General features: G+C 71.5%; 12 protein-coding genes. 3 read left to right on the forward strand and 9 right to left on the reverse strand.

Annotated features, from left to right (window positions below; all coding sequences use genetic code 11):
* Positions 1-24: 24 nt before the first annotated feature.
* The 4 genes from ABH926_RS28545 to ABH926_RS28560 form a co-directional block, all read right to left on the reverse strand.
* Positions 25-2,337, reverse strand: a complete 2,313-nt coding sequence (locus ABH926_RS28545) for an amino acid permease (protein ID WP_370369018.1) — start codon at positions 2,335-2,337, stop codon at positions 25-27.
* Between the two features lie 129 nt (positions 2,338-2,466).
* Positions 2,467-3,180, reverse strand: coding sequence for a response regulator transcription factor (locus ABH926_RS28550; RefSeq protein ID WP_370368907.1), 714 nt, complete (start codon positions 3,178-3,180; stop codon positions 2,467-2,469).
* A gap of 13 nt (positions 3,181-3,193) precedes the next feature.
* The gene (locus ABH926_RS28555; protein WP_370368908.1) at positions 3,194-4,372 is read right to left on the reverse strand and encodes an ATP-binding protein; all 1,179 of its coding nucleotides are present in this window, start codon (positions 4,370-4,372) and stop codon (positions 3,194-3,196) included.
* Between the two features lie 227 nt (positions 4,373-4,599).
* Positions 4,600-4,944: a VOC family protein gene (locus ABH926_RS28560; RefSeq protein ID WP_370368909.1), complete on the reverse strand. Its 345-nt coding sequence runs from the start codon at positions 4,942-4,944 to the stop codon at positions 4,600-4,602.
* Between the two features lie 144 nt (positions 4,945-5,088).
* Here ABH926_RS28560 and ABH926_RS28565 point away from each other — a divergent pair, with 144 nt between their 5' ends.
* On the forward strand, positions 5,089-6,264 hold the full coding sequence (locus ABH926_RS28565) for an ROK family protein (protein WP_370368910.1): 1,176 nt from the start codon (positions 5,089-5,091) through the stop codon (positions 6,262-6,264).
* A gap of 20 nt (positions 6,265-6,284) precedes the next feature.
* Here the strand turns inward: ABH926_RS28565 and ABH926_RS28570 are convergent, their stop codons facing one another.
* The 4 genes from ABH926_RS28570 to ABH926_RS28585 form a co-directional block, all read right to left on the reverse strand.
* Positions 6,285-6,542, reverse strand: coding sequence for a hypothetical protein (locus ABH926_RS28570; RefSeq protein WP_370368911.1), 258 nt, complete (start codon positions 6,540-6,542; stop codon positions 6,285-6,287).
* A gap of 94 nt (positions 6,543-6,636) precedes the next feature.
* A complete protein-coding gene (locus ABH926_RS28575; RefSeq protein ID WP_370368912.1) occupies positions 6,637-7,482 on the reverse strand; it encodes a carbohydrate ABC transporter permease in 846 nt (281 codons plus the stop codon).
* A gap of 1 nt (position 7,483) precedes the next feature.
* Positions 7,484-8,392: a carbohydrate ABC transporter permease gene (locus tag ABH926_RS28580; RefSeq protein ID WP_370368913.1), complete on the reverse strand. Its 909-nt coding sequence runs from the start codon at positions 8,390-8,392 to the stop codon at positions 7,484-7,486.
* 53 nt (positions 8,393-8,445) lie between these two features.
* Complete coding sequence (locus ABH926_RS28585; protein ID WP_370368914.1) at positions 8,446-9,810, reverse strand: extracellular solute-binding protein; 1,365 nt, start codon at positions 9,808-9,810, stop codon at positions 8,446-8,448.
* Positions 9,811-10,028: 218 nt separating this feature from the next.
* Between ABH926_RS28585 and ABH926_RS28590 the strand changes: the two genes are divergently transcribed.
* Both ABH926_RS28590 and ABH926_RS28595 read left to right on the forward strand, forming a co-directional pair.
* A complete protein-coding gene (locus tag ABH926_RS28590; protein ID WP_370368915.1) occupies positions 10,029-11,039 on the forward strand; it encodes a LacI family DNA-binding transcriptional regulator in 1,011 nt (336 codons plus the stop codon).
* Positions 11,040-11,070: 31 nt separating this feature from the next.
* Complete coding sequence (locus ABH926_RS28595; protein ID WP_370368916.1) at positions 11,071-11,727, forward strand: TetR/AcrR family transcriptional regulator; 657 nt, start codon at positions 11,071-11,073, stop codon at positions 11,725-11,727.
* Positions 11,728-11,905: 178 nt separating this feature from the next.
* Here ABH926_RS28595 and ABH926_RS28600 read toward each other — a convergent pair whose 3' ends face one another.
* Positions 11,906-13,126, reverse strand: a complete 1,221-nt coding sequence (locus tag ABH926_RS28600; RefSeq protein ID WP_370368917.1) for a PucR family transcriptional regulator — start codon at positions 13,124-13,126, stop codon at positions 11,906-11,908.
* Positions 13,127-13,155 lie beyond the last annotated feature (29 nt).

Consider the following 13,155-nt stretch of genomic DNA (forward strand, 5'->3'; position numbering starts at 1 on the left):
GCCGGCACCCCGCCACTCCCCCGATCAGTCAGCAGGCCCCGGCCGCAGCTCGTAGATCGGGTTGTACACCGAGCGCTGCCCGCCGGTCGTCGTGATCCGGCCGCGCACCATGATCCGCCGCCCGGGCGCGATCCCCGGTATCTGGCGGCGTCCCAGCCAGCTGACCGTCACCGAGCCGGTGCCGTCCCACAGGTCGGCCTCCAGCACCGGCACACCCGCGCGCGGCCGCAGCCGCACCGTGCGCAGCGTGCCGGCCAGGACCACCGGTTCGCGGTCCGGGCAGTCGGCGATGGCCGTCGCGCCGCAGGGGACCACCTCCTGCGACAGTTCGGCGGCCTCCAGTTCCTCGTTCTCCAGCGTCAGGTTCTGCAGGCGGGTCCTCTGGCGCGGCGGTTTGGGCTCGGTCATGGTGCTCCCCTGATACGCGCTCTGCGCCTTCGCCGCCTCGATGCGGGCCGTCGCCGACTGGAGCTGGTACGGCACCGCCGCGACCACGACCCGGCGCTGGAACAGCAGCCGGCTCTTCAGGCGCAGCGCGGATTGGTTGTGCAGTACCTGCTCCCACCAGTGGCCGAGCACGTACTGCGGGATGTAGACGGTCACCACGTCGTCGGGGTTCTCGGTGCGGACCCGTTTGACGTACTCGATGATCGGGCGGGTGATCTCCCGGTAGGGCGAGGCGATCACGGTCAGCGGGACCGGGATCGAGCGCCGCTCCCACTCCGCCTTGAGGGCCTCGACTTCGGCGTCGTCCAGGTTCACCGTGACCGCTTCCAGGCTGCTGGGGCGGGTGGCGCTGGCGTAGCCGATCGCGCGCAGGGTCGGCAGGTGCAGCTTGGAGACCAGGACGATGGCGTGGTTGTTGGCGGGCAGGCTGAACACGGCGTCGTCCGACGGCGTCAGCTCGCGGGCCACCGCGGCGTAGTGGCGGTTGATGGCGCGCATCACCAGCCAGATGATCGGCATCGCCAGCACCACGATCCAGGCGCCCTTGGCGAACTTCGTCACCAGCACGATCACCAGCACCGCGGCGGTCACGCCGGCGCCGACGGCGTTGATGACCCGCGACTGCATCATCCGGCGGCGCTCCACCGGGTCGGCGGTGTCCCGCAGCAGCCGGTTCCAGTGCCGGATCATGCCGGTCTGCGAACAGACGAAGGACACGAACACCCCGACGATGTACAGCTGGATCAGCCGGGTCGGCGAGGCGTTGAACGCCACCACCAGCAAGGTGGCGAAGCCGGCCAGCAGCAGGATGCCGTTGGAGAAGGCGAGCCGGTCGCCACGGGTGTGCAGCTGGCGCGGCAGGTAGCCGTCCTTGGCCAGGATCGAGCCGAGGACCGGGAAGCCGTTGAAGGCGGTGTTCGCGGCCAGCACCAGGATCAGTGCCGTGACGAACTGCAGGATGAAGAAGAACGGCGAGGATCCGCCGAACACCGACCGCGCCACCTGGGCGATGACCGTGCGCGGCTGCTGCCCGGCCGGCAGGCCGGACAGGTTCGCCGCGTCCGCCGCGTGGACGTGGCCGGCCAGCGCCAGCGCGGTGACGCCGGCGAACATCGCGACCGCGATGCCGCCGAGCAGCGCCAGGGTCGTCGCGGCGTTCTTGCTCTTCGGCGGCTTGAACGCCGGGACGCCGTTGCTGATCGCCTCGACGCCGGTCAGCGCGGTGCAGCCGGAGGCGAAGGCGCGCAGCAGCAGGAAGACCAGCAGGACGCCGTTGTAGTGCCCGGCGTTGGTGATCGTGTAGTGCTCGCTCTCGGCGTGCAGGCCGTGACCGGAGACCACGCGGATCAGCCCGGTCACGATCATCACGCCGACCGCGGCGACGAAGCAGTACGTGGGGATGGCGAACGCCGTGCCCGACTCGCGGACGCCGCGCAGGTTCAGCAGCGTGATCACGGCGATCACGACCACCGCGATCAGCACCACGTGCGAGTTCAGCGCCGGGAAGGCCGAGGCCAGGTTCGCGACACCGGAGGACACCGACACCGCGACGGTGAGGATGTAGTCGACCATCAGGGCACTGGCGACGGTGAGCCCGACCTTCGGGCCCAGGTTCGTCGTGGCGACCTCGTAGTCGCCGCCGCCGGAGGGGTAGGCGTGCACGTTCTGCCGGTAGGAGGCGACCACGACGAGCATCAGCAGCCCGACGGCCGCCGCGATCCACCACGTGAAGTGCAGCAGCGCCAGCCCCCCGGCGGAGAGCACCAGCAGGATCTCCTCGGTGGCGTAGGCGACCGACGACAGCGCGTCGGAGGCGAACACCGGCAGCGCGATCTTCTTCGGCAGCAAGGTCTCGCCGAGCATCTCGCTATGCATCGGCCGGCCGACCATGACCCGTTTTGCGATCCCCAGAGCACTTGGCACGATCGCGAGCCTACGGCCGGGCCACCCGGAAATCACTAGCGTTCGGCGGATTATTTCTCACGTGCTGCTCACGCCGCACATGCCGGCTACCACGCCTCACTCACGAGTTTCCAACGGTTGGAAGCGATAGCCCATCCCCGGCTCGGTCAGCAGCTGCCGCGGGCTGGAGGGCTCGGGTTCCAGCTTCTGCCGCAGCCGCGCGAGGTAGAACCGCAGGTAGCTGCTCTCCGGCTCGTGCTCGGTCCCCCACACGTGGGCCAGCAGCTGCTTGCTGGAGACCAGGCGGCCGGAATGGCGCAGCAGCGTTTCCAACACCGCCCACTCGGTGCGGGTCAGGCGCACCGACTCCGGCACGTCCGAGGGCGCTCCGGGGGCGCGCGTCACCGTGCGCGCCGCGAGGTCCACGAGGTGGTGGCCGACGGGGATCACCGGCCCGGTCGTGTTCTCCGGCTCCGAGCGCCGCAGCAGGGACCGCACGCGCGCGGCCAGCTCGTCCATGTCGAAGGGCTTGGTGACGAAGTCGTCGGCGCCGGCGTCCAGCGCCTCCACCTTGTCCCAGGACTCGGTGCGGCCGGAGAGCACCAGGATCGGCACCGTGGTCCAGCCGCGCAGGCCGTTGATGACCCGGACGCCGTCCATGTCCGGCAGGCCCAGGTCCAGGACCACCAGGTCCGGGGGCCGGCGGGCGGCGGCGGCCAGGCCCGCGGTGCCGTCGGCGGCGACCGTCACGTCGTAGCCGCGCGCCGAGAGGTTGATGCGCACGGCCAGCAGCAGCTGGGCCTCGTCGTCCACGACCAGCAGGCGCTTCACCGGACAGACTCCTTCACCGGACAGCCTCCTTCGCCGGGCCGGCCGCCTCACGGGCCGGCACCGCAACCACCATCGTCAGCCCGCCGCCGGGGGTGGCCTCGGGGCGCAGCTCCCCGCCCATCGCCTCGACCAGCCCGCGGGCCAGGGCCAGGCCGAGGCCGACGCCGGCGGTGTTGTCGTGGTCGCCGAGCCGTTGGAAGGGACGGAAGACCCGTTCGTGGTCGGCGGCCGGGATGCCGGGGCCGTGGTCGATCACGCGGATCTCCACTTTGTCGCCGTGCGCGCGGTCCGGATCACCGGTACCGCTCGCGTCACGGGGAAGGGTCATGCTGGGAACGGTCGTGCTGGTCCCGCCGTGCACCCCGTGCACGCCATGCACCCCGCGCGCCGTCAGCTCGATGCGCGAGGCGGTGTGCTTGGCCGCGTTGCCGATCAGGTTGGCGACCACGCGCTCCAACAGCGCGCCGTCGGCCAGCGCCGGCGGTACGCCGCCGGGGCTCGCGGCGTACGTGACCCGGCCGGCGGCGGCCGGCACGTCGTCCAGGGCGCGCGGGATCACCTCGTCGACCGAGACCGCCTCCAGCCGCGGCTTCAGCGCGCCGGACTGCAACCGCGACATGTCCAGCAGATCCTCCACCAGCCGCGAAAGCCGGCCCAGCGAGGTGTGCGCGGCGCCGAGCAGCTCGCCGCGCTCGTCCTCGGTCAGGGCGAAGCGCGGGTCGCGCAGCGTGTCCACGGAGGCCAGGGCGGCCGCCAGCGGGGCCCGCAGATCGTGCGAGACCGCGTTGAGCAGCGCGGTGCGCATCCGGTCGGCCGCCTCCAGCTGCGCGGCCTCGGCGGCGGCGCGGGTGGCGCGGCGGAACTGTTTGCCGGAGTACTCGACCACCGAGGCCACCGTCACCGCGACGATGACGAAGGCCAGGAACGCGATCACGTCGTTGGCCACCGCGATGCGGAAGGTGTGGATCGGCGAGATGAAGTAGTAGTCGAGCAGCATCGCGGCCCACACCGCGGCCACCAGCGCCGGCACCATCCCGCACACCCGCGCGATCGCGACCAGGGCGACCAGGTAGATGAGGACCTGGCTGCTCAGGTTCAGGCGCTCGTTGAAGGTCGTCAGCACGGCCGTCAGCAGCGGGGGCACGACGAGCGCCGCGGCCAGCCCGCGCCACCGGCGTCCGAAGTCCGGCATGGTCCTCCCTGGCTCCTCGCCTCGCCGCTGCGCCCCGGGCCGACGTGCCCGGGGATATCGTGAGCAGCATATTGCGAGCGCGGTATCACGCGCGATCATGTGCTTCTGGCGTGAAGCGGGGGGATCATGGGACGCGGTGCGGCGATATCGGTCACGATCAACCGGATCCAGTCCGCCACCGTATCCGCAGGGCAATCCCGCGAGCGCGCGAACCCCCGGTCGGGGCCTCAGAGTCGGTCAGCCGGTCCCACGCGCATCAGGGTGCCATCGGGGTCGGCGACGGCGAAGACCGTCGGCCCGAACACCGCCGGGACCGGCACGTCCGGGCACTCCACCCCGTCGTGGGACCACTTCTCCCGCAGTTCCTCGGGCTCCTCGACCCGCAGGTACCAGCCGGAGGGGTTCTCGGCGGGGTCGGTGTCGGGGGCCGGGTAGAAGTGGACCTCCGCGTCGTCGTAGCGCAGGCGCAGGTACTCGTCGGCGGCGTCCACGACGGTGAAGCCCAGGAAGCAGTAGAACGCGCGGGTCCGTTCGAGGTCGGCGCTGGGCAGGATCGGGACGCTTGTCGCCACGTATTCCAGCGAAGTCCCTGTTCGGCGCGGTGACCATGGCTTCTCACGGAGCTCTCACGCTCAGCTGCCGCATCCTCACATTGCGCCAATGTCCAGTCCGTCGGGCGTTCGCCGTAACCTGCGTCCATGAGCAAAGGCGCGTCCATGAGCATCCGCGCAGTGCGTCCGACCACCGGCGTCACCGCTGCCACGCTCCGGGAGATGAACATCCGGACCGTGTGGTCGGTGATCGAGGGCGGCCACCCGATCTCCCGCGCCGAGATAGCCCGGCTCACCGGGATCTCCAAGCCGACGGTGTCGGTGCTGCTGGAGGAACTGCTGGCCACCGGCCTGGTGACGCAGTCCCCGGACTCGGCGCGCGACCCCTCGCACGGCGCGGTGTTCTTCGGCCCCAAGCCCGACGGCGTGCACGCGCTGGCCCTGGACCTCGGCGCGCACCGGCTGCGCGGCGTGCTGGCCGGGCCCGGCGCGGCGATCGCGGCCCGGCAGGACGTGGACGTGCACGGCCTGGACGCCCCGCGCATGGTCGCGGCGGCGGCGCGGCTGGCCGGCGAGCTGGTCGAGGCGGCCGGGGTGGACGCCGCGACGGTCCGGCACGCGGTGGCCGGCGTGCCGGGTGTCGTGGACCGGCACACCGGCCGGGTCTGGCAGGCGCTGAACATCCCCGCCCTCAACGGTTTCGCGATCGCCACCGAACTGGAGGCGGCGCTGGGCTTCCCCTTCACCGTCGAGAACGACATCGACCTCGCGGCCCTCGGCGAGAACACCCACGGCACCGGCGCCGCCGCCGAGAGCTTCGCCTTCCTGTCGGTGGGCACCGGGGTCGGCGCGGGCCTGGTCCTGCACGGCCACCTGCACCGCGGCCACTCCGGCGCGGCCGGCGAACTGGACAGCGCCTTCGACGCCGCGGCGTTCGCCGCGAACGATCCCTGCGCCGCGTCGATCGTCGAGTTCGCAGCGCCGTTCGCGGCCGAGCTCACGGCCGGCGGCGCGCCGCTGACCACCGAGCTGATCTTCGACCGCGCCCGGGCCGGGCACGCGCGGGCCATCGAGGTCGTCGAGGAGGTGGCCCGGCGCATCAGCGCCTATATAGGGGTGCTCGCTGCCGTCGCGGATGTGGAGCTGGTCATTCTCGGCGGCGGGATCGGGCTGAACGGCGACCTCTTATTGGAGCGCGTCGCACATCGCCTGCAGGAGCGGCTGCCGTATCCGCCGCGGCTGGAGGTGTCGGCGCTCGGGGACAGCGCGGTGCTGACCGGGGCGGCGGCCGTGGCCGCGTCCGTGGCGGTCGAGCAGGTGATCCGGGAGCGGACCGGCTGAGTGCCGTACCGGGTGTCCGGCTACCGCTTCCCCTCCTCGCCGAACATCGCGAAGCCGATCGCCGCCAGCGTCACGAAGATCAGCCCCGCCACTCCGACGGTCCGCCACGGACCGGAGCCGAGGACGACCATCAGCACCTGCGTCGCCGCCACCATCGCGCCGGCCGCCCACGGCAGCCATCCGTACCCGGCCAGGCGGGCACGCGAGGGTGCGGCGGCGGGGTCTGGCCCGCCGCCGGCCTCGTCGGGTCCGGGGACCGGGTGGTCCGTACTGCTCACTCCACTGAAGGACCCGGGCCGACGGGGCCGGGGCGCGGCGACAACTGGTTGAGCTGCCGATCCTAGCCGTCGGTGACGGCGAAGGGCGGATCCGTCACCCCTTCGCCGCGCCGGCGAACCGGAACGCGCCTCCCATCGCCCGCGAGACGATCAGGTACAGCACCACGACGGGCATCGAGTACAGCACCGAGTACGCCGCCAGCTGGCCGTAGGCCACCGCCCCGTACTGCCCGAAGAAGGTGAACACGGTCACCGAGGCGGGCAGCTTCTCAGGGCTCTGCAGCAGGATGAAGGGCACGAAGAAGTTGCCCCAGGCCTGGATGAAGGTGAAGATCAGCACCACCGACATGCCCGGCGCGATCAGCGGCACCACGATGTGCCGCAGCGCGACCATGGGCGTCGCGCCGTCCACCCACGAGGCCTCTTCCAAACTGATCGGGACGTTGTCGATGAAGCCCTTGATCAGCCAGATCGCGAACGGCAGCGAGGTGGTCGCCAGGAAGACGGCCGTGGCCGGCATCGAGTCGATCAGCTGCAGCCGCACGAACAGGCCGTAGACCGGGACCATGATCGCGGTGATCGGCAGGCCGGTCGCGAACAGCACGGTGTACAGGAACGGCTTGCGGAAGCGCGTCTGGTACCGGGACAACGGGTACGCCGCCAGGGTCGCGATCACCACCGTGATCAGCGCCGAGCCGCCGCACAGCAGCAGCCCGTTCCACAGCGGCCGCCACAACATGTCGGTGTTCGTCACGGCGCTGAAGTTGTCGAAGCTGAAATGGTCCGGCAGCTTCACCGAGGTCTGCGCCGCGGTGTCGAAGCACGACAGCACCAGCCACACCAGCGGCGCCAGGAACGCCACCGCGACGAGCACCAGGATGCCCGCGGCGACCAGGCCGGCCGCGCGCCGGCGCGGCGTGTCGATCCCCATCGCCGCCATCTCAAGCCTCCGGTTTCAACACGCGCACGTACACGAACGAGAACACCGCGCCGATCGCCAGCAGCAGCAACGAGATCGCGGTGCCGTAGCCGACCTCGGAGAACTTGAAGGCCTGCTGGTACATCAGCACCGGCAGCGTCGAGCTGGCGAAGCCGGGGCCGCCGGCGGTCATCACGTAGATCAGCGTGAACACCGACAGCGTCTGCAGCGTGATCAGCATCAGGTTGGTCACGATCGAGGGCCGGATCAGCGGCAGGATCACCGACCACAGCCGGCGCACGCCGGTCGCGCCGTCCAGCTCGGCGGCCTCCTGGACGTCGGCGGGCACGTCGTCCAGCGCCGCGTTGTACACGAGCATCGAGAACGCGGTGCCGCGCCAGGTGTTCGCGATGATCACGGCGAGCATCGGGCTGCTGTAGAGCCAGTCCTGCCCGCCGAGCCCGAAGGCCTTCAGCACCTGGTTCAACGTCCCGTCCGGCCCGAGGAACGCGTACCAGATGAACGCGCTGACCACCTCCGGCAGCACCCAGGCCGACACCACGATCGCCCCGACCGTCCCGCGCAGCCAGCGGTTCCGGCCGCGCATCAGCAGCGCGATCGCCAGGCCCAGCAGGTTCTGGCCGATCACCGCCGAGCCCAGCACGAACACCACGGTGAGCCAGATCCCGTTGGTGACGTTGGGGTCGGAGAACAGCCGCCGGAAGTTGTCCAGCCCGACCCACTGCGGGTTCTGCGCGCCGTCGCCGGTCAGCGCGGCGTTCGTGAACGAGCTGTAGATGCTCCACAGGACCGGGCCGAGGAAGAACAGGAAGAGCATGATCAGGGCCGGCGCCAGCGGCAGCTGCCGGGTGGCCCGGACCGCTCGGGCCGCCCTGTCCCCACGGCCGCGGCCGCGGCGGGGGGAGTCCATCCGCCCCGCCGCGACTGCCAAGTCCTCGCCGGCGATTGACGTGCGGAAGCCCATCAGCTGGAGCCCGCCGCCACGTTGCTGGAGCCGACGATGCCCTTCAGCGTGCTGGTGTAGGCCTTCATGGCGTCCGCCGGCGACGACTGTCCGGTGATCACCGCCTCCATCGCCACCTGGATCGCGTCGGACACCTTCGGGTAGTCGGGGTAGGCCGGGCGGTAGTTGGTGACCGGGACCAGGCCGGTGAAGAAGGCCGTGGTGGGGTTCGAGTTCTGGTACGCCGGATCGGCGGCGACGTCGTCGCGCACCGCGATCTGGCCGTCGGCGTCGTCGTAGGACGCGGAGTTGTCCTTGTTCAGCGCCAGCTCGACGAACTGCGCGGCCAGGTCCTTGTTCTTGGACTTCGCGGTCACCGACAGCGTCCAGCCGCCGGACATGCTGGTCGTGCCCTTGCCGCCGCCGTCCTGGGTCGGCATCGCGGCCTCGCCGAGCGCGCTGGACCACTCGGGCCAGGGCTTGGCGCCGGTCGCGGTCCAGGTGCTGGTGACCCAGGAGCCGTCCAGGTCGATGGCGAGTTTGTCCTGCGGCAGCAGCTGCCCGCCGACCACGTTTCCGACGTTCGGGTCCAGCTCCTGCTGCGGCGGGAGGGTCAGGCCGCCGCTGTAGGCGTCCTTGAGGAACTGCAGCGAGTCGGAGAAGCCCTTGCTGGGGGCGATCCACTTCTTGCTGGAGCTGTCGTAGAGCGTGTCCTGGGTGCCGTACAGCAGCATCTCGAAGCCCTGCATGGTGCTGCCCTCGCCGTCGGGCTTGCCGGCGTAGACGTTGAGCGGGGTCACGCCCGGATCGGCCGCCTTGATCGCTTTAGCCGCCGCCAGGACGTCGGCCCAGGACTTCGGCTGCCACGGCACCGTGATCCCGGCCTTGGTCAGCAGCGCCTTGTTGTAGTAGAGCGCCCGGGTGTCGGTCCCCATCGGGACGCCGTAGGTCCTGCCGTCCAGGCCGCGCGCCGCGGCCTTGGCGGTGTCCGGGAACTGGGACCAGTCGCTCCAGGCCGACAGGTACGCGTCCAGCGGCGTCAGGTAGCCGGCCTGGATGTCGGAGTTGATCAGGAAGGTGTCCTCGTACACCACGTCGGGCGCCGTGGAACCGGAGCCCATCATCAGGTCGATCTTGGTGTAGTAGTCGTTCTCGGCCACGTTGATCGGGTCCAGTTTGACCGTGACCCCGGGATGCGCCGCCTCGAACTGCTCCTTCACCTTCTGCATGTGCGCGTCGACGTGGATCTCGTTGCCGAACTTCTGATAGGCGACCTTGAGCGTTTTACCGCCGCTGCCGCCACTGGAGGAGGACGACGAGCAGGCGGTCAGGGCGAGCGCGGCGGCCGCGCCGGCGCACGCGATACGTATACCCGTGGACAACATCCTGACTCCTTCGCGACAGAGTCTCCGCCGCGTGGGCGCGCGGTGGAGGGGGAGGAGGGAGAGGCGCCGTGCTTTGAGAAAACGTTATTTTCGCGTTAATCTAGGCGCGTGGTCCGGGGCATCGTCAAGCCCTGCGAATGTCTCGATCAGGTCACGGCGGTCCGTGGAGCGGATATTCCATGACGAAGGCTTCAGGGCGCCGGTCCAGACGCCCGACAATGGTGGACGTCGCCCGCGAGGCCGGCGTCGCGGTGAGCACCGTCTCCCGCGTGGTCAACCAGGACCCGACGGTCGGCCCGGAGTTCGCCCGCCGGGTGCAGACGGCCATCGACACCCTGGGCTACCGCCCCGACGAGCAGGCGCAGCAACTGCGCCGCGGCACGAGCCGCACCATCGGCGTGGCGGCCCGCGAGATGTCGGCCCGCAACCCGCTGCTGGCCGAGTTCGAGCGCGGCGCGTACGCCGCTGGCCTGACCGTCTTCGCCGCGTCCACCGCGGACGACGTCGAGCGCGAGCGCACGGTGGTGCTGTCGATGGCCCGGCGCGGCTTCGACGGCGTGGTGGTCGAACCGATCGGCCCGGACCACTCCTACCTCGCCCCGGAGATCGCGACCGGCCTGGCGGTGGTGGCGGTGGACCGCCCGGTCGCCGGCCCCGAGACCGACGCGGTTTTAGCCGACAACACCGCCGGCATCCGCATGGCCTACCGCCAACTCACCGCCCACGGCCACACCCGGATCGCGTACATCGGCGACCACGAGCGCATCTTCACCGGCCGGGAACGCGCAGCGGCGTTCCGCGCCTGCCTGAGCGCCGACGGCCGCGCGGTGACCGGGCTGGTCCACACCGGCGAGACCGTGCAGAGCCGCATCAGCGCGGCGATGCGCGCCGTCCTGTCGGCGGACCCCCCGGTCACCGCACTGGTCACCGGCAACGTCACGACGACCCTCGGAGTCCTGACCCACCTGGCCGCCGAGGTCCCGCCCGAACACCGCCCGGCCCTGGTCGGCTTCGACGACTTCCCGCTGGCCGGCCTGCTCGACCCGCCGGTGACGGTGATCTCCCAGGACAGCATGGCCATGGCGCACGCCGCCCTGCACCTGATGACCGCCCGCCTGGCGGAACCGGAACGAGCCCCCGAGACGATCACGGTGCCGGTGACCCTGACAGCCCGCGGATCGGGAGAACGACCGCCCCGGCCACCCGGGCCGCCCGGGCCGCCCCACTAAACGGAGCCACAGTGCCGTTAAAATACCCCCGATGACCACCGAACCCCCACCCCCCGGCACCCTCCGCCCCGGCGGCCGCACCGCCCGCACCCGCACCGCGGCCCTGCACGCCGCCGAGGACGCCCTCATCGAGCACGGCTTCGACGCCCTGGACCTGGCCGACATCGCCCGCCGCGCGGACATCGGCAAGACCACCGTCTACCGCCGCTGGGGCACCCCCGCCGCCCTGGTCGCGGACCTCCTCATCGACATGGCGGAACAATCCCTGCCCCGCACCGAGACCGGCACCCTCGACGGAGACCTCCGCGCCAACGCAGCCCTGGTCCACAAGACCCTGACCGAACCCCGCTCCAGCGCTCTGTTCAAGGCGGTGATCACGGCAGCGGCCGGCGACCCGGCCACCGCCGCCGCCCTGCACAGGTTCTACGCGACACGGATCGCGGAGTGGGCGCCGTGCGTCGAGCAGGCAGCCGCCCGCGGCGAGGTCCCGCAGGACACTGACGCGGCGGAGGTGATCCGCGCGGTCTCGGCGCCGCTGTACTACCGCTTCCTGGTCAGCGGCGACGCGCTGGACGCGGCGAGCGCCGAGCGGGCCGCGGCGGCTGCGGCGGCGGCTGCGCGGGCGGGGGCTTTTGTGGTGCGGGGCGGGGGTAGCGGCGGGGGTGGCGGCCGGGGAGGGTCCGGCTGATCATTCGGCCTGCCTGCCTCGCGCGACAGCCAGCCTCAGCGCTCGCCGCCGCCGATCGGAACCGAGCCAGCGCCGCCAGCCAGATCGGCCAGCCGCCAGCCACCAGCCACCAGCTTCAGCCTGCGTTACTGCTAGCCGGCGCAGATCGGAACCCTGCCTCGCCGACTTTCGGCCACCCTCACCGCTCCCCGTCCTCGCCATCCCCCTGCGCCAGCGAAGCGACCTGCCCCCGATCCACCTCGAACGCCAGGCTCAGCTCCGCCACATGCCGCGGGTCCGAAAGCGTCCGGCCGGTCCGCTCCTCCAGCCGCCGCAGTCGGTACCGCACCGTGTTCGGGTGCACGTACAGCCGCCGCGCGGCCTCGTCGGCGGAGCCGCCGTGGTCCAGCCAGGCGCCGAAGGTGTCCAACAGGATGGCGCGGTCCTCCGCCGTCATGCCCTCCAGGCCGGACAGGATCCCGCGCGACAGCCGCGCCATCACGTCCGGTGCGCTCGCCGCCGCCACTGACAGGGAGTCGCGGCCGAAGACCACCACCTTGCCGGGGCTGGCCGCGCCGCGCAGGGCGATGCGGGCCAGGCGCAGGGCCTGGGAGGTGCCGGTGAGGTCGTCGAACAGGGGGCTGATGCCGACGCGGCCCACGCTGTCGGCGGCCAGGGCGTCGATGAGGACGTCCAGTTGGTCGGCGGGGTGCGGGAGGCTGGCCAGGCCGATCTCGACGTCGTGCAGCAGCCGCCAAGCCGAGGTGATGCTGCGGCGTTGCAGTCCCTCCTCCATGCCGCGGGTCAGGCCGTGTTCGCCGACGCCGGCGACGCGGGCGGCGATCACCACGTACGGGCCCTGGTGCGGCAGCCGCAGCGCGTCGGCGGCCTCCCACACCTGGGCGTCGGACAGGTGCCCCTCCAGCAGGGCCTGGATCAGCGCCGAGCGGCGCTGCTCCTCGCTGCGGATCCGGGCCGCGAGTTCGGTGCGGTAGCTGTCCGACATCACGTCGGTGAAGCCCGACAGGCGGCGCCACAGGGCGGAGGCGGCGCGCAGGGCGACCCGCGGGGCGACCTCGTCGCGTTCGGCGGCCTCGGCCAGGTGCTCCCAGATGTACGCCAGCGAGATCTGATACGCCTCGAACACCGCCGACATCGGCACGCCCTCAGCGGCCCGGGCGCGGCCGGCGAGGTCGGCCGGGGCGTTGCCGTCCAGGGCCGGGTCCAGCAGCCCGTCGAAGATCACCCGGAAGTGTTCGACGACCGAGCGGTGCAGGTCGGCCGGGGACACCCGTTCGGCGTAGACCGGAACCAGGGCGGTGATCCGGGCGGCGACGCCCGCCGCGAACTCCTCGGTGCGCTCGAGCATCCGGTTGGCCAGCGCTTCGGCCCCGGCGTCAACCTGGTCGTCGTCCGCCATAGCTACGCATCGTAGCGATCCGGGTATCT

Source organism: Catenulispora sp. GP43 (assembly GCF_041260665.1).
Taxonomy (GTDB): domain Bacteria; phylum Actinomycetota; class Actinomycetes; order Streptomycetales; family Catenulisporaceae; genus Catenulispora.